General features: G+C 73.1%; 19 protein-coding genes. 11 read left to right on the top strand and 8 right to left on the bottom strand.

The genetic code is table 11. The features are described 5' to 3' along the window. The first annotated feature begins 21 nt into the window (after window positions 1–21). Window positions 22–618: a hypothetical protein gene (locus ACPXCB_RS04590; protein ID WP_425872480.1), complete on the top strand. Its 597-nt coding sequence runs from the start codon at window positions 22–24 to the stop codon at window positions 616–618. An 88-nt stretch (window positions 619–706) separates the two neighbouring features. Here the strand turns inward: ACPXCB_RS04590 and ACPXCB_RS04585 are convergent, their stop codons facing one another. Further along, window positions 707–1,324, bottom strand: a complete 618-nt coding sequence (locus tag ACPXCB_RS04585) for a DUF4126 domain-containing protein (protein WP_425872478.1) — start codon at window positions 1,322–1,324, stop codon at window positions 707–709. 71 nt (window positions 1,325–1,395) lie between these two features. Here ACPXCB_RS04585 and nucS point away from each other — a divergent pair, with 71 nt between their 5' ends. Next, on the top strand, window positions 1,396–2,055 hold the full coding sequence (gene nucS, locus ACPXCB_RS04580) for an endonuclease NucS (protein WP_425872477.1): 660 nt from the start codon (window positions 1,396–1,398) through the stop codon (window positions 2,053–2,055). Between the two features lie 132 nt (window positions 2,056–2,187). Here the strand turns inward: nucS and ACPXCB_RS04575 are convergent, their stop codons facing one another. Both ACPXCB_RS04575 and ACPXCB_RS04570 read right to left on the bottom strand, forming a co-directional pair. Then, window positions 2,188–2,865, bottom strand: coding sequence for a methyltransferase domain-containing protein (locus ACPXCB_RS04575; protein WP_425872475.1), 678 nt, complete (start codon window positions 2,863–2,865; stop codon window positions 2,188–2,190). Window positions 2,866–2,933: 68 nt separating this feature from the next. Continuing rightward, window positions 2,934–4,430, bottom strand: coding sequence for an aldehyde dehydrogenase family protein (locus tag ACPXCB_RS04570; RefSeq protein WP_425872473.1), 1,497 nt, complete (start codon window positions 4,428–4,430; stop codon window positions 2,934–2,936). A gap of 263 nt (window positions 4,431–4,693) precedes the next feature. Here ACPXCB_RS04570 and ACPXCB_RS04565 point away from each other — a divergent pair, with 263 nt between their 5' ends. The 7 genes from ACPXCB_RS04565 (at window position 4,694) to ACPXCB_RS04535 (ending at window position 11,160) form a co-directional block, all read left to right on the top strand. Next, entirely contained in the window at window positions 4,694–5,158 is a 465-nt protein-coding gene (locus ACPXCB_RS04565) for an FHA domain-containing protein (RefSeq protein ID WP_425872471.1), read from the top strand. Between the two features lie 99 nt (window positions 5,159–5,257). Beyond that, window positions 5,258–6,316 carry an alpha/beta fold hydrolase gene (locus ACPXCB_RS04560; RefSeq protein WP_425872469.1) on the top strand — a complete coding sequence of 353 codons (1,059 nt, stop codon included), beginning with the start codon at window positions 5,258–5,260 and terminating at the stop codon, window positions 6,314–6,316. A 203-nt stretch (window positions 6,317–6,519) separates the two neighbouring features. Beyond that, a complete protein-coding gene (locus ACPXCB_RS04555; protein WP_425872467.1) occupies window positions 6,520–8,307 on the top strand; it encodes a 3-hydroxyacyl-CoA dehydrogenase family protein in 1,788 nt (595 codons plus the stop codon). Window positions 8,308–8,347: 40 nt separating this feature from the next. Then, on the top strand, window positions 8,348–8,842 hold the full coding sequence (locus ACPXCB_RS04550) for a SigE family RNA polymerase sigma factor (RefSeq protein ID WP_425872465.1): 495 nt from the start codon (window positions 8,348–8,350) through the stop codon (window positions 8,840–8,842). Then, a complete protein-coding gene (locus ACPXCB_RS04545) occupies window positions 8,839–9,891 on the top strand; it encodes a hypothetical protein (protein ID WP_425872464.1) in 1,053 nt (350 codons plus the stop codon). Before ACPXCB_RS04550 ends, ACPXCB_RS04545 begins: the two co-directional genes overlap by 4 nt. A gap of 66 nt (window positions 9,892–9,957) precedes the next feature. Further along, window positions 9,958–10,284, top strand: coding sequence for a hypothetical protein (locus tag ACPXCB_RS04540; protein WP_425872462.1), 327 nt, complete (start codon window positions 9,958–9,960; stop codon window positions 10,282–10,284). Between the two features lie 66 nt (window positions 10,285–10,350). Continuing rightward, window positions 10,351–11,160: an alpha/beta hydrolase gene (locus tag ACPXCB_RS04535; RefSeq protein WP_425872460.1), complete on the top strand. Its 810-nt coding sequence runs from the start codon at window positions 10,351–10,353 to the stop codon at window positions 11,158–11,160. A gap of 125 nt (window positions 11,161–11,285) precedes the next feature. Here ACPXCB_RS04535 and ACPXCB_RS04530 read toward each other — a convergent pair whose 3' ends face one another. The 5 genes from ACPXCB_RS04530 to mce form a co-directional block, all read right to left on the bottom strand. Beyond that, complete coding sequence (locus tag ACPXCB_RS04530; RefSeq protein ID WP_425872458.1) at window positions 11,286–12,575, bottom strand: AI-2E family transporter; 1,290 nt, start codon at window positions 12,573–12,575, stop codon at window positions 11,286–11,288. Window positions 12,576–13,056: 481 nt separating this feature from the next. Then, on the bottom strand, window positions 13,057–15,363 hold the full coding sequence (locus tag ACPXCB_RS04525) for a hypothetical protein (RefSeq protein ID WP_425872456.1): 2,307 nt from the start codon (window positions 15,361–15,363) through the stop codon (window positions 13,057–13,059). A 185-nt stretch (window positions 15,364–15,548) separates the two neighbouring features. After that, window positions 15,549–16,811, bottom strand: coding sequence for a cell division protein DivIVA (locus ACPXCB_RS04520; RefSeq protein WP_425872454.1), 1,263 nt, complete (start codon window positions 16,809–16,811; stop codon window positions 15,549–15,551). Between the two features lie 310 nt (window positions 16,812–17,121). Next, window positions 17,122–18,477 (bottom strand): crotonyl-CoA carboxylase/reductase, encoded by a 1,356-nt coding sequence (ccrA, locus tag ACPXCB_RS04515; protein WP_425872453.1) that lies wholly within the window; start codon window positions 18,475–18,477, stop codon window positions 17,122–17,124. Between the two features lie 313 nt (window positions 18,478–18,790). Further along, window positions 18,791–19,264, bottom strand: coding sequence for a methylmalonyl-CoA epimerase (gene mce, locus ACPXCB_RS04510; protein WP_121399562.1), 474 nt, complete (start codon window positions 19,262–19,264; stop codon window positions 18,791–18,793). A 61-nt stretch (window positions 19,265–19,325) separates the two neighbouring features. On the opposite strand from mce, the gene ACPXCB_RS04505 reads away from it, so the two are divergent. Both ACPXCB_RS04505 and meaB read left to right on the top strand, forming a co-directional pair. Next, window positions 19,326–20,525: an acetyl-CoA C-acetyltransferase gene (locus ACPXCB_RS04505; protein WP_425872452.1), complete on the top strand. Its 1,200-nt coding sequence runs from the start codon at window positions 19,326–19,328 to the stop codon at window positions 20,523–20,525. 102 nt (window positions 20,526–20,627) lie between these two features. Further along, a complete protein-coding gene (gene meaB, locus ACPXCB_RS04500) occupies window positions 20,628–21,563 on the top strand; it encodes a methylmalonyl Co-A mutase-associated GTPase MeaB (RefSeq protein WP_425872882.1) in 936 nt (311 codons plus the stop codon). The last annotated feature ends 31 nt before the right edge of the window (window positions 21,564–21,594 follow it).

The following is a 21,594-nucleotide window of genomic DNA, read 5'->3' as shown; positions in this document are numbered from 1 at the left end:
CCCCCGAATGGAGCGTGTCCGATGAACACGATCATGCGTAAGAGCGTTCTTGGTATCGCCGGCCTGGCGGTCGCCGGTGGTCTGGCTGCCGGTCCGCTGAACCACGCCAACTCCGGTGACGAGGTCGAGGCGGGCTCGCCGATCACGGCGGTTGCCGTGCAGGCTGACAAGCCGGACATGGGCAAGCTGGTGCCGCACGGCGTGCAGGGCGCCCAGTCGCACGTCGACCTGTCGGATGAGCAGGTGGCGAACGTGAAGGCGATCATCGCCGCGACGAAGAAGGCCGGCATGGACGAGCGCGCCGCCGTCGTGTCGATCGCGACCGCGTTGCAGGAGTCGAAGCTGGAGAACCTGGGCCACCTCGGTGACCGCAACGACCACGACTCGCAGGGCCTGTTCCAGCAGCGCCCGTCCTCGGGTTGGGGCACGGTCGAGCAGATCACCGACCCCGAGTACTCGACGACGGCGTTCCTGAAGGGCCTGAAGCAGGTCGACGGGTGGCAGGACATGCCGCTGACGAAGGCCGCGCAGACGGTGCAGGTGTCGGCGTACCCGGACCACTACGCCCAGTGGGAGCAGCAGGCCGCCGACCTGGTCGCCGAGCACTGGAACAGCTGACGACAGCAACTGAACGCCGCTCTGGCCGGCACCCCGAGGTGGGGTGCCGGCCAGACGCATGTCCGGGACCGGTCGGGGCGTACGACGATCAGACGCGGAAGCCGGCGGCCCGCGCCGCCTGACGCTCCCGGCGGCGGTCGGAGCGGCGGCGCACGAACCAGAAGACGAAGACGACCAGCCCGAGCAGGAACGCCAGCACCAGCACCGGCAGGATGATCGCCACCACCGACATGGCCACGCTGGTGGCGTCCTCGGCGGTGCTGGCAACGGGTGCGCCGACGCCGGCCGTGGTCGCGTTGATGACCGGTCGGGCGGCGGACTTCAACAGGTGTACGCCGAGGGCGATCACCACGCCGGTCACCACGGGGACCCACTGGCTGGACGAGAAGAAGGTGTCAGGGTCGCTGACCGTCACCGTCTCCGAGGACGAGCCCGCGCCGAACGCCAGGCCGCCGGCGGTCGGCCGGACCACGGTCTGCACGACGTCGTTGACGTGGTCGACCACCGGGACCTTGTCGGCGACGACCTCGACGACCAGGAGCACCGCCAGGATCGCGATCACCCAGCCGTTGCCCAACCACTGCCACCCGCCGGGCAGGTCGATCAGACTGGTGTAGCGGGCCAGGAGACCCATGGTGAGCAGGGGGATGTACGCGTTCAGCCCCGCCGAGGCGGCGAGACCGGTACCGGTGAGAACTTCGAGCACCGTCTCAGCATCGCACCGGCGCGCCAGTGCCGCTCGGTGGCGCGGGCCGGGGTCTCGGCTACCCTCGTCGGGTGCGGTTGGTCATTGCGAAGTGCTCGGTGGACTACGTCGGACGGCTCTCGGCCCACCTGCCGCCGGCCACCCGGTTGCTCATGGTGAAGGCGGACGGGTCGGTGTCGATCCATGCCGACGACCGGGCGTACAAGCCGTTGAACTGGATGAGCCCGCCCTGCCGGTTGGAGGAGGCCCCCGGCGTCTGGCGGGTCGTCAACAAGGCGGGGGAGGAGCTGCGGATCACCCTGGAGGAGATCTTCCAGGACACCTCGTACGAGCTGGGCGTCGATCCGGGCCTGCGCAAGGACGGTGTCGAGGCGCACCTCCAGGAGCTGCTGGCGGCCAACCCGGAGGCCCTCGGTGACGGGTTCACGCTGGTCCGCCGGGAGTACATGACGGCGATCGGCCCGGTCGACCTGCTCTGTCGGGACGCCAACCAGGGCGCCGTGGCCGTGGAGGTGAAGCGGCGCGGCGAGATCGACGGCGTGGAGCAGCTCACCCGGTACCTGGAGCTGATGAACCGTGACCCGCTGCTCGCGCCGGTCGCCGGGGTCTTCGCGGCGCAGGAGATCAAGCCGCAGGCCCGGGTGCTCGCCACGGACCGGGGCATCCGCTGCGTCGTCGTGAACTACGACAAGCTGCGCGGCATCGAGCGCGACGAGCTCACCCTGTTCTGACGGACCGCCCTCGCGGCATTGCGGCACCGGCCCGGCGTTTGCCGGGCCGCCCGTCCGGTGCTGCGGCGGATGCCGGAGGCGCCGGCCCGCGAACCGCCGTCCGGGCCGCCGGACGCCGGGCCCGCCGCAACGTCAACGGGGCGGCTCCGGCGGGCCGTCCGCGCGGACGGCGATCAGCGACTTGGGCAGGCCGGCCACCCGCTCGACGAGGATCCGCGAGTCGGGGAAGTAGTGCCGCATCTGCGAGCGGTCCAGCAGCTCCGTCCAGAGCACCTGGTGCAGGGCCGCCTCGTGGCTGCGGGTCGGCTTGTGCCCGAGCGGCCAGCGGCGGGCGAACGCGGTCCGCAGCCGCACGGGGAGGAACTGCATCCCCGGCGCGATCCAGTGCGGCTCGATGGGGAAGTAGCGGTAGGGCGTCTGCACCCAGTGCCGGTCGCCGAGGTTGCGCACGGCGTCGGCGAAGCGCAGTCGCCGCTCGTGCCCGCCGACGTGCTCCAGCACCGAGTTGGAGAAGACCAGGTCGTAGCGGCGCGCGGTGATCCGGGCCGGCAGGTCGCAGGCGTCGGCCCGGTCGACCTCCGCCCACTCCGGGACGTCCGTGGGCGGTCGCTCCAGGTTGACCACGTGTACGCGCGCCGGCCGCACGTCGGCCCGGGTCCAGGTGCCGAGCCGGCCACCCAGGTCGACGACGTGCATCTTCTCCAGGTCAGGGAACGTCCGGACCAGCCAGTCGGCGCGGCGACGCCGCTGCCGGGCACTCCACGACCGGTCACTGTCGACGAGGTGGAAGCGCAATCGATGGGGGCGCATTTAACGCAATGTACCGCTCCCACCACGTTGGACACATGTGAGGGTGTTCATGATCGGTTATCCGACAGTCACCTGCCGTACATGACCTTGATGGCCTTGACGAGCCGGGTGACGTCGGCCGGCGTCCGCTCGAAGGTCGTCGAGGGCAGCAGCGACCGGGCCCGCCGCCGGGTGATGGCCTTGGCGCGGCTGAACTCCCGCAGCCCGTCCTCGCCGTGGATGCGCCCGAAGCCGGAGTCGCCGACGCCGCCGAAGGGCAGGGTGGACATCCCGGCGAAGGTCAGCGCCGAGTTCACCGACGCCATGCCCGAGCGCAGCCGCCGGGCGATCGCCACCGCGTTTCGCCGGCCGAACACCGAACCCCCCAGGCCGTACGACAGGGCGTTGGCGCGGGCGACAGCCTCGTCGGCGTCGCGGACCCGGTTGATGGTCAGGGTCGGCCCGAACGTCTCCTCGCGTACGGCGGCGGAGTCCTCCGGGACGTCCACGAGCACGGTCGGCCGTACGTACGGCGGCTGCACCGCGTCCGCGCCGCCGAGCACGGCCCGGCCGCCCCGGGCCAGCGCGTCGTCGATGTGCCGGCGGATCACGTCGACCTGGCTCGGCATGGTGATCGGGCCGATGTCCGCGTCGTCCGGGCCGACGGTCAACCGGCCGGCCCGCTCGACGACCTTGCCGACGAAGGCGTCGAAGACCGGCTCGACCGCGTAGACCCGCTCGATGCCGATGCAGGTCTGGCCGGCGTTGGTCAGCGCGCCCCAGACGCACGCCTCGGCGGCGGCGTCCAGGTCGGCGTCCGCGTCGACGATCATCGCGTCCTTGCCGCCCGCCTCCAGCAGCACCGGCGTCAGCGACTCGGCGCAGCTCGCCATCACCTTCCGCGCGGTGGCCGACGAGCCGGTGAAGGCCACCTTGTCCACTCCGGAGCGGCAGAGCGCCGCCCCCACGTCGCCGAGCCCGTGCACCGCGGTGAACACCGGCTGCTCCGGTACCACCTCGGCGAACGTGTCGACCAGCCACTGGCCGACGACGGGGGTGTACTCGCTGGGCTTCAGCACCACCGCGTTCCCCGCCGCCAGCGCGTACGCGGCGGAGCCGATCGGGGTGAAGACGGGGTAGTTCCACGGGCCGATCACGCCGACGACGCCGTACGGCTGGTATTCGAGGTGGGCGGAGAACTCGGCCAGGACGAGCCGTGAGCGGACCCGGCGGGGGCCCAGCACGCGGCCGGCGTTGCGGGCCGCCCAGTCGACGTGCTCGACGGCGCTGACGAGTTCGACGACGGCGTCGGCGATCGGCTTGCCGCCCTCGACGTGCACCAGCTCGGCGATCTCCTCGATCCGCCGGGCGAGGAGCCTGCGCCAGCGCAGCAGCCGCTCCCTGCGCCCGTCGAAGCCGAGCCCGGACCACCACTCGCCGGCCGCTCGGGCCCGCTCGACGGCCCGCCCGACGTCCTCGGCGGTGGCGACCGGCAGGCGTCCGGCCTCCGCGCCGGTCGCCGGGCTCGTCGACACCAGCCGACCGTCCTCGATGACCGGGGTACCCGGGACACGCACAGCCGTCATGGCGGAAGTCTAGACCCGAAGATTACTCGCCGGTAGGGCCGCGACGGCCCGGTCCCGCCCGTCGGACCGGCCGCGGGACGGCGGAACGGGGTGGACGGCGGTCGGCCGGACTTGTGATGATTCTTCCGCCGGAGGGCGCCGAACCGCCGAACGCGAGGTGTCCGGCCGGGGACGCGGAGGTGACCATGCGGCGGTGGAGGCGACTACCGTGTGGTGGCAGGCTGACGCGCGGGGTGACCGTGCGGGGTGGAGGCTGACATTCCATGGAGGAACATCCGGAACTGAGACCGTTGTTGACGGTGGCCGGTGGGTCGATGCGGGGGCTGAGCGTCCGGGTGGGCCCTGAGCGGCAGGTCATCGGCCGGGGGTCGACCGCCGACATCGCGGTGCACGACGCCCACCTGAGCCGCCGGCACGCCGAGGTCTGGCTGACGGGCGAGGGGGCGGCCCTGGCGGATCTGGGTTCCACCAACGGCACCTGGCTCAACGACCGGCGGATCACCGGCGTGGAGCGGCTGGCCGACGGGGACGTGATCCGGCTCGGCCGCACCGAGCTGCGCGTCTTCGACCCGGGCGTGGCGCGGACCGACCCGGTGGGCTTCAGCTTCGGCGAGCCGCGCCGGGACCGCCGCCCGACCCTGCCGCTGCCGATCGCGGCGCAGGCCACACCGGCCGTCGACGCGGTGTCGCCGGTGGCGCTTCCGGCGGCGGTGTCCGCGCCGTCCTGACCGGCACCGACGGCCGATGCCGGCGTACACCTCCGGGCCGGGGAAGGTGGCGGGCCGGCCCATGGACGCGTCCGGCGCCCCCGTGGCAGCATCCGGCGGATGGAGACCGGACAGCGGCAGGTGTCGGCGAACGGGATCACCCAGGCGGTACGGGTGGCCGGGCCGCCGGACGGCGTTCCCGTACTGCTGATCCACGGCAACTGCTCGTCGGCGGCCTTCTGGGAGCCGCTCGTGCGGCGACTGCCGGCCACCCTCCGGGTGGTCGCGCCCGACCTGCGCGGCTACGGGCTGACCGACACCGTCCCGGTGGACGCGACCCGGGGCCTGAGCGACTTCGCCGACGACGTCGCCGCGCTGCTCGACGACCCGTCCCTCTTCGCCCCCGGCGCGCGGCCGGTGGTGGTCGGCCACTCCCTCGGCGGCGGGGTGGCGATGCGACTGCTCGTCGACCACCCCGACCGGGTGGGCGCGCTGCTGCTCGCCGCTCCGGTCTCGCCGTACGGCTACGGCGGCACCCGGGACCTGACGGGTACGCCGACCACCCCCGACTTCGCCGGCACCGGCGGCGGCACCGCCAACGGGGACTTCGTCAGGCGGCTGGCCGCCAGCGACCGGGGCGCGGACAGCCCGGCCAGCCCGCGCGCCGTGCTGCGGGCCACCTACGTGGCGGACCCGGCCTCGCTCGGCGACGACGAGGAGCTGCTGCTGGACAGCCTCCTCTCCACCGCGACCGGTGACGACAACTACCCCGGCACGGCGGTGGCCTCGGCGAACTGGCCCGGCACCGCACCGGGACGGCGCGGCGTACTCAACGCCCTCTCCCCGGCGCACTTCCGGATCGCCGACGAGCTGGTCGCCGTGGCCGGGAAGCCGCCGGTCACCTGGATCCACGGGGACGCCGACGTGATCGTCTCGGACACCGCGATGATGGACCTGGCCCACCTGGGCTCGCTGGGCGTGGTGCCCGGCTGGCCGGGGGAGGCGGCCTGCCCGGCGCAGCCGATGGTGGCGCAGACCCGGGCGGTGCTGGAGCGTTACGCGGCGGCCGGCGGGGCGTACCGCGAGGTGCTGCTGCCCGGCTGCGGGCACAGCCCGCACCTGGAGCGGCCGGCCGAGTTCGTCGCCGAGCTGCTGGGGCTGACCGACACGGTGGCCTGATCGGCGGGCGCGCCCGACCGGCGCGGCGAGCCGACCGACCGACCGACCGCGAGGCGACCCGCCTCGTCGAACGGCGCGCGCAGCCCCGCTGGGCTCGTGAAATTTCCCACGGCGCCTCGACAACGCAACGTCACGTGGCAGACTCGCGCGCATAACCTTAATGGTCGTTAACGCGGCCGTGCGGAGCATCGAGGAGGCTGGTCGTGGCGCGTGATTTCACCAGCGTGGGCGTTGTGGGTCTGGGCACCATGGGTGCCGGCATCGTCGAGGTGTTCGCGCGCAACGGGGTCGACGTCGTCGCGGTGGAGGTCTCCGAGGACGCGCTGGAACGCGGCCGGGCCATCCTCACCGGATCGACGGACCGGGCCGTGGCCAAGGGCAAGCTCGCCGAGGCCGACCGGGACGCGCTGCTGAGCCGCGTACGGTTCGCCGTCGGGCTGGACGCGCTGCACGCGGTGGACCTGGTCATCGAGGCGGTGCCCGAGCACCTGGACCTCAAGCAGCGGATCTTCGCCGAGCTGGACCGGGTCTGCAAGCCCGAGGCGATCCTGGCCACCAACACCTCGTCGCTGAGCGTCACCGAGATCTCCGTCGCCACCAGCCGTCCCAACCAGGTGATCGGCATCCACTTCTTCAACCCCGCCCCGGTGATGAAGCTGGTCGAGGTGGTCCGGACGGTGGTCACCTCCGCCGACGTGGTCGCCGACGTGGAGGCGCTCTGCAAGCGGCTCGGCAAGGTCGACGTCACCATCAGCGACCGGGCCGGCTTCATCGCCAACGCGCTGCTCTTCGGCTACCTCAACCACGCCGTCGGGATGTTCGAGGCGCACTACGCCACCCGCGAGGACATCGACGCGGCCATGAAGCTCGGCTGCGGCCTGCCCATGGGCCCGCTGGCGCTGATGGACCTGATCGGCCTGGACACCGCGTACGAGATCCTCGACACCATGTACCGGCGCGGCGGGCGGGACCGCCGGCACGCCCCGGTGCCGCTGATCAAGCAGATGGTCACCGCCGGGCTGCTCGGCCGCAAGTCCGGCCGGGGCTTCTACACCTACGAGCGGCCGGGCTCCCCGGTCGTCGTACCCGACGGGCAGACGCCGGTGGCGACGGAGGCCGCGCTCGGCGGCGCCGCCGCCATCGCGAAGGTCGGCGTCGTCGGGTCCGGGACGATGGCCACCGGCATCATCGAGGTCTTCGCGAAGGCCGGCTACGAGGTCGTCTCGGTGACCCGGGGCGCGGAGAAGTCCGCCAGGGTCTTCGAGGCGGTGAGGACCTCGCTCAACAAGGGCGTGGTGCGCGGCAAGCTCAGCGAGGCGGACCGGGACGCCGCGCTCGGCCGGATCAACTGGTCGGCCACCCTGGACCACCTCGCTGACGTCGACCTGGTCGTCGAGGCCGTGGTCGAGGAGCTGAGCGTCAAGAAGGCCCTCTTCGCCAGCCTCGACGAGATCTGCAAGCCGGGCGTCGTGCTCGCCACCACCACCTCCTCGCTGCCGGTGATCGACGTCGCGATGGCCACCCAGCGGCCCGCCGACGTGATCGGGCTGCACTTCTTCAACCCGGCGCCGCTCATGCCGCTGGTCGAGGTCGTGGAGACCATCCGCACCTCGACGGAGACCACCGCCACCACCCGCGCGGTCTGTGCCGCGCTGGGCAAGACGGGCGTGGTCTGCGGCGACCGGTCCGGCTTCATCGTCAACGCGCTGCTCTTCCCGTACCTCAACGACGCCGTGAAGATGCTGGAGGCGAGCTACTCCACCGCCGACGACATCGACCACGCCATGAAGCTGGGCTGCGGCTACCCGATGGGCCCGTTCGAGCTGCTCGACGTGGTCGGCCTGGACGTCTCGCTGGCCATCCAGCGGGAGCTCTACCTGGAGCTGCGCGAGCCGGGCTTCGCCCCCGCGCCGCTGCTGGAGCACCTCGTCACGGCCGGCTACCTGGGGCGCAAGAGCGGCCGCGGCTTCCGCGACCACACCCGTCGCTGAGCGGGTCAACACCGCCGGCCGGTGACGGCGTCTGGATGGTGTGACCTTCGAGGAGTACGTCGGCAGCCGAGGCCCCGCCCTGATGCGGCTGGCCCGGCTGCTGACGGGCGACGAGCACCGGGCCGAGGACCTCACCCAGGACGTCCTGACCCGCGCGTACGTGCACTGGCGGAGGATCGCCAGGGTGGACCGGCCGGACGTGTATGTGCGCCGGATGCTGGTCAACGCCAACAACTCCTGGTGGCGCCGGCGGACGAACCGGGAGCTGGCCACCGCCGACTTCGCGGAACGGCCCCAGCACGGCGACCTCGGCGGCGAGACGGCCGACCGGGACGCCATGTGGCGGCTCATCCTCGGGCTGCCGGACCGCCAGCGGGCGGTGCTCGTGCTGCGCTACTACGAGGACCTCGACGACGCGACCATCGCCCAGATCCTCGGCTGCTCGCCGGTCACCGTCCGCACCCATGCCATGCGGGCGCTCAACCACCTCCGGGAGCGCCACGGCGTCCCGGCGACGAATGGGAGCCGGCCGTGACCGACCTCGACGAACGGATCGTACGGACGCTGCGGGAACGCGCCGAGGGAACGGTCGACACCGACGGGCTCACCGCCCGTGCCGTCGCCGGGGGACGGGTCCGCCGCCGTCGCCGTCGGGTCGGCGCGGGCGCCGCGCTGGGCGTGGCGGCGGTGCTCGGGTTCACCGTCGCCACCGGCGCCGGCCTGCCGGAGCGGGTACGCCCGCCGGACGCCGCCGCGCCGCACGCCGCCACCGCCGCGCCGCCCCGGCTGGAGAACGTCCCCGGCGCGGCCGCCCGGCCCGACCTGGTCGGCACGGATCCGCAGGTACTGCATTTCGGGTTCGACCCGGCCCGCGCCCGCTACCGGGGCTGGCACGTCGGGTTCGGCGTGGAGAGCATCCGCGTCGAGGTCGACGGTGGTCGGCCGGTGAGCGTCGCGCTGGCCCGTTCCGCCGACGCGCTGTGGGAGTACGCGGTCGAAGGGCTGCCGCCGGGGGCCACCGGGATGACGGGCGGGGCGGCCTTCGACGGCACCGATCGCCCGCACCGGGAGGGCGGCCCCACGCCCACCTGGATCCGGCTCTGGCAACCGGCCCCCGGCCTGTACGCCCGGGCCGCCGTGACCGCCGTGACCGCCCAGGAGATCGAGGTGACGGTCGGCGCCCTCTGGTTGGGTGAGGCGCGCCGCTGCGTCGCGCCGGTGCGGCTCACCACGCTGCCCGCCGGCGCCCGGCTGGACCAGTGCACCGTCGATGCGGGGTCCTTCCCCGCCACGTTGCACATGTCGCTGGTGGTGAACGGGCCCGGGGAAGCGGAGACGCGTGTCGCGTTCGACTACGCGCGCTCGACGGCCACCGGCCGTACGGCGGGCAACCGGACGATCGGGGGCCGGGGCGCCTACCTCTACCCGCGGGGCGACCAGTTGGAGCTGCTCGGCATCCCGAAGGCCCACCTGATCGTCGATTTCAGCTGGTCGCACGGGGACTTCACCGAGGCGGACGCCGCCGTCCTGCTGGGCGGGGCGCAGGTGGCCGCCGATCCCGGTGACCCGGGGACCTGGGACTGACCAGCGGTGGGGCCGGCCCGCCCACCCCCGGGCCGGCCCCACCGCCGGCCCGTACGCTTGGCAAGCGTGAGCCCCCGTCGCAACCGACCCCGCCGCGATGACGCCGCGCACCTCGACTCCGACCGGGCCCGGCAGGGCGTCGCCTCGGTGCAGCAGTGGCGCGACGGCGACTGGCAGGTACGCGGGATCAGCGGCGGCGCCTCCACCAAGACGTACCGCTGTCCGGGCTGTGACCAGGAGATCCGGCCCGGGGTGGCGCACCTGGTGGCGTGGCCGGCGGACGGGCGGGGCGACCTGACCGACCGGCGGCACTGGCACAGCGGGTGCTGGCGCGCCCGCGACCGGCGTGGGCCGGTCGTCCAGCGCGGTCGCGGTGCTCCCCGCCACGGCTGAGCGATCTGGATCACGCTGTTTCCGCCCCGCCCGGCGGTTCCCGGCCGCACCGGCGAGACTGGTGGGGTGAGCACACCGATCCGCGCGTCCTCCATCCTGCCCGGGCACCGCGAGGACATCGAGCTGCACACCGCGGACGGTCTGCGGCTGGTCGGCGAGTTGGCCCGGCCGCTGGACCGTGCGCCGGTGGGCACCCTCGTCTGCCTGCACCCGCTGCCGACGCACGGCGGGATGATGGACAGCCACGTGTTCCGCAAGGCGGCGTGGCGGCTGCCGGCCCTGGCCGACCTGGCGGTGCTCCGCTTCAACACCCGGGGGACCACCAGCCTACGCGGCACCAGCGAGGGGGCCTTCGACAACGCGGTCGGCGAGCGCTTCGACGTCGCCGCCGCCATCGAGTACGCCGAGTTCGCCGAGCTGCCGAACGTCTGGCTGCTCGGCTGGTCGTTCGGCACCGACCTGACCCTCAAGTACGGCTGCGACCCAGCCGTCGTCGGGGCGATCCTGCTCTCCCCGCCGCTGCGCTTCTCCGCCCCGGCCGACCTGGAGCACTGGACGGAGTCCGGCAAGCCGCTGACCGCGCTGGTGCCCGAGTTCGACGACTACCTGCGCCCCGACGAGGCCCGGGAGCGCTTCGCGGCGGTGCCGCAGGCCGAGGTGGTCGGGGTGCCCGGGGCGAAGCACCTCTGGGTCGGCGACGCCGAGACGGTGCTGGACGAGGTGGTCCGCCGGGTCAACCCGGCCGCCGCCGTGCCGCTGCCGACCACCTGGGACGGCCCGATGGAGACCGGCGACGTCAGCGCGTACGCCGACCGCACGGTGGCCTCCTTCGCGGACCGCCCGGTGCCCGGCCCGCCCGCCGGCCAGGCCGGCTGACCCACCCCCCGGCCCCGCGCTCCCGTCACGAACGCGCGGTCGGCCCGGTCCAGCGTGGCCGCCCGGTCTACCCGTGGCGGACCGGTCCACCCGTGGCCGCCCGGGGCGGACTGGGCCGGGCGGGATCAGCGGGACTCCTGCCGGGGCAGGACCACCTCCCGCAGGATGAGCTGGAGCGCGGCCACCGCCGGGATCGCGATCAGCGCGCCCACCACGCCCAGCAGGGAAACCCCGAGCAGAGCGCCCACCAGGGCGGCTACCTCGTTGACCGACACCGACCGGCGCATGATCTTGGGATAGATCAGATAGTTCTCCACCTGCTGGTAGATCAGGAAGAACACCGCACAGGCGATGCCGACCGGCAGGTCCGTGGCGAAACCGACCAGGCTGACGATCACCGCGCCCAGGGTCGCGCCGATCTGCGGGATCAGGTCCGTCACCGCGACCACCACGGCCAGCGCGAACGGGTACGGCAGATCGACGATCAACGCGAAGACGAACGTGGACACCCCGGCCAGCACCGCGATGCTGAGCGCGCCCACCATGTACGCGCCGACCTTGGTCAGGATCTCGTCCCCGATCAGCCGCACCCGCTCCCGGCGCGAGCGGGGCACCAGCGAGTAGCCCAGGTCGCGGAGCCGGTCGAAGTAGGCCAGGAAGTAGATGGTCAACACCAGCACCGTCAGCCCCCGGAAGACCGTGCCGAAGAGCAGTTGGGCGCCGCCGAGCACCCCGCCCAGGGCCTGACCGACCGTGTCCGCGTTCGCCGCGCTCTGCACCCGCTCCATCAGGTCGTACCGCTCCACCAGGTCGTTGACCGTCTCGTTGCGGCGCAACGCCTCCAGGTAGCTCGGCAGCTGCTCGATGAACTGCCCGCTCTGCGTCACGATCGGCGGCACCAGGGCGAACAGGCCACCGCAGAGCAGCAGCACGACCGTCAGCGCGACCACCGCCACGGCGAGCCCGTGCGGCAGCCCCCAGGACCGCAACCGGACCACCGCGGGGTGCAGGCCGACGGCGAGGAAGAGCGCGATGACCACCAGGACCAGGATGCCGGCCGCGTTGCGCAGGCCCAGATAGAGGGCGTACGCGAGCAGCACCCCGGCCGCCCCGGTGAAGCCGACCAGGAAGCTGCTGCGCTTCAGCGGCCGCCCCGGCGTACCGAACCGGCTCGACCCGTTCCCCGCCGGCTCGCCGTCGTCCGTCGTACCCGTCGTGTCTGTCGTGCCCGTGGTGCCTGTCGTGCCCGTGGTGCCTGTCGTGCCTGTCGTGCTCGTGGTGCCTGTCGTGCCCGTGGTCCTGTCGGCGTGTTCGGACGCGGTGTCGTGCTCCGGCTTCCGGTTCCTGTCGCCCGGTGCCGGGGCGCGGCCGGGCTCCCGGTCGCCGCTCGACGCCATCGGTCCGTCGTCCGCCATCGGACCTCCCTGATCGATACCCGCGGGACGGCCCGACCACGGCTCACGTCGGCGGATCCCACCCGGGAGCGTACGCCGCAGGCCCGACCGTGCCACTCGATCCGACCGTGCGACCCGATCCGACCGTGCGACCCGATCCGACCGTGCGACCCGATCCGACCGTGCGACCCGATCCGACCGTGCGACCCGACCCGGCGGTGCGACCCGACCCGGCGGTGCGACCCGACCCGGCGGTGCGACCCGACCCGGCGGTGCGACCCGACCCGGCGGTGCCACCCGCCCGGGCGGTGCCACCCGATCGGCGGTGCGACCTGACCTGGCCGTGCCACCCGGACCAGCCAACGCCACCTCTCCGCGCACCCTCTGGGTGCGGGCAGGACCGAAGTCCTGAGATCTTGGTACGGCACGGCCCCTATAGGGGCCATGCCGTACCAAGATCTGCCGGACGGCCTCAGCTGTCGGACGGTGGAGCGGTCAGGGGTCAGTCCTTTTCGACGACGACCTTGCTCGGCTTGGCGCTGCGCTCGTCGGTGGTCGGCTTCGCCGGACGCTTGCCGTTCTCGCCGGTGCTGGTGATCTTCGTCGGGGTGGCGCCCCGGCCTCCCTCGCCGGGCACCGCCGCCACGGTCGGCTCCCCGTCCACGCCGGCGCTGGCCGTACCCCCGTCGACGGTGGTCACGGTGGCCTTGCCGCTGGCCGGCTGCCCGGCGTCGGCCGGCTCGATCCGGCCCTTCGCCGGCTGCCCGGCGTCCTCCGGCTCCACCTTGCCGGCGGCGGGCTTCCCGTCCGAGGACGGAGCCGCTGCGGGGCCCGTCGCCCCGTCCGCGACCGGGGCCTTGTTCGCGGAGCCCGCACCGGTCGGGGTCCTGCCCGCCGTGCCCGCTTCCATCGGGGCCGTGTCCGCTCCCGCCGCACCCGCCGTGGCCGCACCCGCGCCCGCCGGGGTCCTGTCCGCCTTGTCCGTGCCCGCGCCGATCGGGGCCGTGGCCGCGCTCGCCGCGGCCGGGGTCGCGCCCGCCGTGGTCTTGTCGGTCGGGGTCTTGTCCGTGTCGGGGCGGGGCCTGCCGCCGTTCGCCGCGGCCGGCTTGCCGTCCGCCACCACCGGGGCGGCGGCGCCGTCCGTTCCGCCCGGCCGGTCGGCCGCGCCGAGCCCACCCAACCGCAGCTCCGCCACCTGTCGCTGGAGCTCGTCGGACTCCTGCCGGGACTTCCAGGTCTCCTGCCGCAGGTCGGCCAGCTCCTGCTGGGCCTGGGCGATCTCCAGCATCACCTGGGCGAGCTGCTGCCGGCTGGCGGCGGCCTCCTGCTGCGTGGCGGCGAGGTGCTGCTGGGTGGTGGCGAGGTGCTGCTGCGTCGTGGCCGCGTACTCCTCGAACTGCCGCCGCGACGTCGCCACGTGCTCGTCGGCCTTGCGGCGCTTGTCGGCCGCCTCCGACTCGGCCCGGCCGAGCAGCGTCGCGGCCTCCTCCTCGGCCTGCCGGCGCATCGTCAGCGCGTCCTGCTCGGCGGCCTGGCGGATGGCAGCGGCACCCTGCTCGATCTCGTTCTTCCGGGCGGTGTACTCCGCCTCCAGCGTGGCCCGGCGCGACTCGAACCCGGACTCCAACTCGTCGTGCCGGCTCGTGTGCTGCTTCTCCAGCTCGGCGAGCCGGGTCTTGTACTGCTTCTCCAGCTCGTCGCGGCGCTTGGTGAACTCCTGCTCGGCCGCCGCGCGGCGCTGGGTCAGCTCGCGGTCCGCGGCCTCGCGCCGGCTGTTGACCTCCTGCTCGACCCCGGCCCGCCAGGCGCCCAGCTCCTGCTGCGTCTGGGCCCGGGCGTGCTGCACGTACGCCTCGGTCTCGGTGCGCATCCGCTGCACGTACGCCTCGGTCTCGGCGCGGTTGCGCTTGGCCGTCTCGGCCGCCTGGGTGGTGAGCCGCTCGGCCTCCTGGCGGGCCTTCTCGCGGGTGGCCCGGCCGGCGCTGGCGGCGTCGTCGATGATCTGCTTGGCGTCCCGCTGCGCCTTGGCGTGGGTGGCCCGGCCCGCCTCGGTGGCCTGGTCGACCAGGCGCTTGGACTCCTGCTGGGCCTTGGCGTGCACCTCCTTGGCGGCCTCCCGCAGCTGGGTGGCCTCCTGCTGCGCCTTGGCGTGCACCTCCTTGGCGGCCTCGCGCAGCTTGGTCGCCTCCTGCTGGGCCCGCTGGTGGATCTCCTTGGCCGCGTCCCGCAGCTGGGTGGCCTCCTGCTGGGCCTTCGCGAGCGCCTCCTGGGCGGCCTTGCGCAGCCGGGCGGCCTCGTCCTTGGCGGTCCGGACGGCGGCGTCCGCCTCGGCCTTGCGGGCCGCGGTGTGCCGCTCCTCCTCCGTCCGGCGGGCGGCCAGCGCGATCTCGAAATCCTTGAGGGCGGTGGCGGCCTGCTCGCGGGCCTCGTCGACGATGTGCTCCGCGGCGGCCCGGCGAGCCTCGATCTCCTCGTTGGCGGAGGCCAGGATCGCGTCGGCCTGCTCCTCGGCGATGGTGAGGATCTGCTCCACCCGCGGCCCCAGGTGCCGGTAGGAGACGTTCTCCAGCGCCCCGGACGACTTGCGCGCCTGGGCGAGGTCACGTTGGAGCACCTCGACCTGGCCGGCCAGCTTGTGGATCTGTGTGTAGGCCTGTTCCCGCTCGGCCGCCAGGGCCGCGATCTCGTGCTCCGCGCGAGCGACGTACCGGTCGACCTGTCGTTTCTCGTACCCCCGCAGAGCGGACTCGAAGCTGGGCTCCGTGGTCACATCCCCGCCGAGAGCGAACAGTTCCTCGCCGTGCGACATGCCCCCATCCTCACACGCCTCCAGTCCGGCTGGGGCGATACGGACGCCCCGGATAGGACCTACTTCACTGCCGACACGCCCGGGCAAATCGGTGGGCGGGAAAAAGCGTACGGCGCGGGGCGCACCGGTCACCCGGTGTCACCCCGCGCCGTGGAATCATGCCCCGGTCGGGTGGGTCGGTCGGGTCAGTTGGCGGTCTCCGCGGTCACCCGCTCGTCGGCGTTGTCGGCCTTCTTCGCCTCCGGCTTGGCCGGCGCGGCCGGCGGCGTGGCGGGCACGCCCGGCACGATGCCGGCGAGGCCGGAGAGCATCTGGCCGAGCTGCGAGGTGACGGCGTCCTTCTGCCGGGTCAGGTCCTCGACCTCGCGGCGGGCCGCCTGGGTGGTCAGCTCGGCCTCGGTGCGCGCCTCGGTGAGCAGGCGCGTCGACTCGGCCTTCGCCTCGGTGAGCGTCTTGTCGGCCAGCGCCTTGGCCTTGTCGACCGTCTCGTTGGCGGTGCGCTCCGACTCGACCCGGCGGGCCTCGGCGCGCTGCTCGATCTCCTTGGCCCGCTCCTGCGCGGCGTGGGCCCGCTGCTCGGCCTCGCTGACCAGCTTCTGGGTCTGGGCCACCTGCGCGGCGTGCCGCTCGGACTCCTCGCGCTCGGCCTTCTCCCGGCGCTCGGCCAGCTGGAGCTCCAGGGCCTGGAGGTCCTTGTCGCGCTTGTCGCGGGCGTCGGTGAGCAGCTTGGTCGCCTCGGCGCGCTTCTCCTCGGCCTCGCGGGCCGCCTTCGCCCGCTGCTGGGTGATCTCCCGCTCGGCGGTGGCCCGCAGGGTGGCGACCTCGCGCTCGACGGTGGACTTCAGCTCGGCGACCTCGTGGGCGGTGACCGTGCGCAGCTGCTTGGTCTCCCGGTCGGCGTCGGCGCGCAGCGTGTCGGCCTCGCGCCGGGCCTGGACGCGGACCTCGGCGGCCTCGCGCTCGGCGGCGGTGCGGACGCTGCCCGCCTCCCGCTCGGCGTTGGCCTTCATGGCCGCCGCCTCGGCGCGCGCCTTGTCGGTGATCTCGCGCGCCTCGAGGCGGGCGGCGGAGAGGATGCCCTCCGACTCGCGCTTGGCCTCGTTGCGGTGGTCGTTGGCCTGCTCCTCGGCCAGCCGCAGGATCTGCTCGACGCGGGTGCCGAGGCCGGAGAGGGTGGGCCGGCTGTTCTCCTCGAGCTGCTTGTTGGTCTCGGCGAGCTTCTGCTCCAGCGCGCTCATCCGCTGCTCGGCCTGGCGGAGCCGTCGCTGGGCGTCGTTCATCCGCTGCTCGGCCTCGGCGCGGGCCTGCTCGGACTGGGTCAGCGCGGCCGTCATCCGGCCGATGAAGTCATCGACCTGGTGGGTGTTGTAGCCGCGCAGGCCAACGGTGAAATCGGGCTGCGAGTTCGCGTTATCGAAGAACGCAAGAGGGGAGGACTGCTGGGGCATTGGGACATACTCGCAGACCCCCCAGGGTGCTTCGCAAGAGCGGTGCCGAGCTTTCGTGTCCTGTTTACATGGTCAACTGCGAGTCCGCCGAGGACCGGGCAGATCGCCGATCTTGGCAGGTCCCGGGCGGGTCGGACGGCACGGAGCGTGACAGGGGAGAGGGCACGGAGCGTGACATGGAAAAGGGCCGCGGGAGTACCCCGCGGCCCTTTGTCACGCCATCGTCGGCATCGCTCGAATGAGCGTCCGACACTCGGCGGAAAGGCAATCGCCGTTCACCGCAATGGTCGACGGCGCCCCGTCCCTCGGGTCAGTGGCCGCGGAACCGGTTGATCGCGTCCTCGTGCCGGGAGCGCAGCTCGCGGTCGCGTACGCCGAGCCCGTCCGTCGGGGCCAGGCAGCGTACGCCGACCTTGCCCTGGTGCGCGTTGCGGTGCACCTCGTACGCGGCCTGGCCGGTCTGCTCCAGCGCGTAGGTCCTCGACACGGTGGGGTGGACCTTGCCCAACGCCACCAGCCGGTTGGCCTCCCACGCCTCGCGGTAGTTGGCGAAGTGGCTGCCGATGATCCGCTTCAGGTGCATCCAGAGGTAGCGGTTGTCGTACTGGTGCAGGAAGCCGCTGGTGGAGGCGCAGGTGACGATGGTGCCGCCCTTCTTGGCCACGTAGACGCTGGCGCCGAAGGTCTCCCGGCCGGGGTGCTCGAAGACGATGTCCGGGTCCTCGCCGCCGGTCAGCTCGCGGATGCGCTCGCCGAAGCGGCGCCACTCGTCCTGGTCCTGGGTCTGCTCGTCCTTCCAGAAGCGGAAGCCCTCGGCGGTGCGGTCGATCACCAGCTCGGCGCCCATCTTCCGGCACAGCTCCGCCTTCTCCGGCGAGGAGACCACGCAGACCGGGATCGCGCCGCCGTTGAGCGCCATCTGGGTGGCGTAGCCGCCCAGGCCGCCGGAGGCGCCCCAGATCAGCACCACGTCGCCCTGCTTCATGTTCGCCCCGTGGTGCGACACCAGCTGCCGGTACGCCGTCGAGTTGACCAGCCCCGGGCTGGCCGCCTCCTCCCAGCTCAGGTGGCGCGGCTTGGGCATCAGCTGGTTGGCCTTGACCACGCACAGCTCGGCCAGGCCGCCGAAGTTGGTCTCGAAGCCCCAGATCCGCTGCTGCGGATCCAGCATGGTGTCGTCGTGCCCGGCCGCGTCCTCCAACTCCACGGAGAGGCAGTGCGCGACGACCTCGTCGCCGGCCTTCCACTTCGTCACCCCGGGCCCGGTGCGCAGCACCACGCCGGCGGCGTCGGAGCCCACCACGTGGTACGGCAGGTCGTGCCGGCGGGTCAGCTCGGAGAGCCGTCCGTAGCGCTCGAGGAACTTGAAGGTCGGCAGCGGCTCGAAGATGCTGGTCCAGACCGTGTTGTAGTTGATCGCGCTGGCCATCACCGCGACCAGCGCCTCGCCCGGCCCCAGCTCCGGCGTCGGCACCTCCTGCACGTGCAGCGCCTTGCGCGGGTCCTTGTCCCGGGTGGCCAGGCCGTCGAACATCCGGGTCTCGTCGGCGCGCACCACCACGCCGCGGTACGTCTCGGGTACCGGCAGGCCGGCGATCCCGGCGAGTTCCCGTTCCGGTTGGTCGGATCCCTCCGCCGCCATGATCGCTTCGAGGATGTCCTGCACGTCGACCTCCCGTTCGTCCGCACCCCGCCCACGCGGGCCTGGGTGCTGCCATCGTCGGCGTCGGTGCGGCCCACCGCCATGTCGGCATCCGACATATCCGGTACCGGCCGCGCTCCTGTGGGGCGGGACGTTACTGAACAGTAGGTAGGGCCGGAAGTCCCTTGTGAAAAACTGCATTGGCCGATGCGTGGAGCTGCCCGGGCAGCGGTGGAACCACGCACCGGCGCGCTCGCGGGGGCCTCCGGCCCCTTTCCCGCCAGCGGGGGAGTGGCCTCCGGCTCCCGCCCGGTCGGCGGGAGCCGGAGGTGGGGGATCAGTGCCCGGCGGCGGGCTCGACGAGTTCGACCAGCACCCCGCCGGCGTCCTTCGGGTGGACGAAGTTGACCCGCGAGTTGGCGGTGCCGCGCTTCGGGGTGTCGTAGAGCAGCTTCACGCCCCGCTCGCGCAGCTTCGCGCAGGCGGCGTCGATGTCCTCGACGGTGTACGCCACCTGCTGCACGCCCGGGCCCTTCTTGTCGAGGAACTTGGCGATGGTCGACTCCGGGGTCAGCGGGGCGAGCAACTGCACGCAGCCGCCCTCGGCGTCCGGGCCGACGGCCAGCATCGCCTCCCGTACGCCCTGCTCGGCGTTCACCTCGGTGTGCACGCAGCGCATCCCGAAGGTGCGCTGGTAGAAGTCGATCGCGGCGTCCAGGTCGGCGACGGCGACCCCGACGTGGTCGATGCGGCGCAGGCCGATGTCTGTGACATAGTCGGCAGCGGTCTCGACGGGGGAGTTCTCAGCCATGGCGCTAGTCTGACCGAACAATCGTTAAGGCGTACAGGTCGGCACCCCCTCGGAGGCAGGCATGGCTTCGGTGATCGTCAGCGGCGCGCGGACCCCGATGGGGCGCCTGCTGGGCAACCTCAAGGACCTCCCCGCGACCAGGCTCGGTGGCGTCGCGATCAAGGCGGCGCTCGAGCGGGCCGGCGTCGCCCCCGAGCAGGTCCAGTACGTGATCATGGGTCAGGTGCTCCAGGCCGGCGCCGGACAGATCCCGGCCCGCCAGGCGGCGGTCGAGGCCGGCATCCCGATGTCCGTACCGGCGCTGACCGTCAACAAGGTCTGCCTCTCCGGCCTGGACGCGATCGCCCTGGCCGACCAGCTGATCCGCGCCGGCGAGTTCGACATCGTCGTCGCCGGCGGCATGGAGTCCATGACCAACGCCCCGCACCTGCTGCTCGGCCAGCGCGGCGGCTACAAGTACGGCGACGTGGTGGTCAAGGACCACATGGCGCTCGACGGGCTCACCGACGCCTGGGACAGCTGCGCGATGGGTGAGTCCACCGAGCGGCACAACGGGCGGCACGGCATCACCCGCGAGGAGCAGGACGCGTTCGCCGCGGCCAGCCACCAGCGGGCCGCCGCCGCGCAGAAGAACGGCCACTTCGCCGACGAGATCGCCCCGGTGGTCATCCCGCAGCGCAAGGGCGACCCGCTGGTGATCAGCGAGGACGAGGGGATCCGCCCGGACACCACCGTCGAGTCGCTGGCGAAGCTGCGCCCGGCGTTCGCCAAGGATGGCACCATCACCGCCGGCAGCTCCTCGCCGATCTCCGACGGCGCCGCCGCGGTGGTCGTCATGAGCAAGGCCAAGGCCAAGGAGCTGGGGCTGACCTGGCTGGCCGAGATCGGCGCGCACGGCAACGTCGCCGGCCCGGACAACTCCCTGCACTCGCAGCCGTCCAACGCGATCCAGCACGCCCTCAAGAAGGGCGGGCTCGGCATCGAGGACCTGGACCTGATCGAGATCAACGAGGCGTTCGCCCAGGTGGGCATCCAGTCCACCCGTGACCTCGGGATCAGCCCGGACAAGGTCAACGTCAACGGCGGGGCGATCGCGCTGGGCCATCCGATCGGCATGTCCGGCGCCCGGCTGGTGCTCACCCTCGCGCTGGAGCTCAAGCGCCGGGGCGGCGGCACGGGCGCCGCGGCGCTCTGCGGCGGCGGCGGCCAGGGCGACGCTCTGATCATCCACGTCCCGGCCCCCGGCGAGAGCGGTCACTGACCGCCGGCCGGCCGATCCCGTAGAGGCAGCACAGTGAGCGAGATCGTCGACGGCGTCCCGGCGGCGGGCGCACCCCCGGTGCGCCGCAGCCGGGACGTGCCGATGTTGGTCGAGCGGGCCCGCGCGGGCGATCCGCGCGCGGTGGCCCGGCTGATCACCCTGGTCGAGTCGGGCGACGAGACGCTGCCGCGGATCGCGGCGGCCCTCGCGCCGTACGCCGGCCAGGCCCAGGTGGTCGGGCTGACCGGCTCACCGGGGGTGGGCAAGTCGACCACCACCAACGAGTTGGTCCGGGCGCTGCGCGCCCGCGGCCATCGGGTGGGCGTGCTGGCCATCGACCCGTCCAGCCCGTTCACGGGCGGGGCGATCCTCGGCGACCGGGTCCGGATGCAGGACCACGCCACCGACCCGGGCGTCTACATCCGGTCGATGTCGAGCCGGGGCCACCTGGGCGGGCTGTCCGCCGCCACGCCGCAGGCGGTGCGGGTGCTGGAGGGCGCCGGCTGCGACGTCGTGCTGGTGGAGACCGTGGGCGTCGGGCAGGCCGAGGTGGAGGTCGCCTCGCTGGCCGACACCACGCTGGTGCTGCTCGCCCCGGGCATGGGTGACGCGATCCAGGCGGTCAAGGCCGGCATCCTGGAGATCGCCGACGTCTTCGTGGTCAACAAGGCCGACCGGGACGGCGCCGACGCCACCTACCGCGACATCCAGGGCATGATCGCCCTGGGCGAGCGTGGCCCGGGCGACTGGCGGCCGCAGGTGGTGCGGGCGATCGCCTCGCGGGGCGAGGGGATCGACGACATCGCCGCCGCCATCGACAAGCACCGGGGCTGGCTGGTCGAGCACGGCGAGCTGCGCCGCCGCCAGGAGGCGCGGGCCGCCGCCGAGGTCGAGGCGATCGCGCTGGGCGTGCTCCGCGCCCGGATCGGTTCCCTGCGCGACGGTACGGAGCTGCCGGCGCTCGCCGCGAAGGTGGCCGAGGGCGCCCTCGACCCGTACGCGGCGGCCGACGAACTGCTCGCCCAACTCGGCTCCTGAGCCATCGATATTCGGGCCCGTCGCACATGCG

This window comes from Micromonospora sp. DT62, from assembly GCF_049847285.1.
Classification (GTDB): Bacteria; Actinomycetota; Actinomycetes; order Mycobacteriales; family Micromonosporaceae; genus Micromonospora; species Micromonospora reichwaldensis.
Note: the sequence above shows the minus strand (reverse complement) of the source record. Positions and strands in the feature narration are given on the sequence as shown.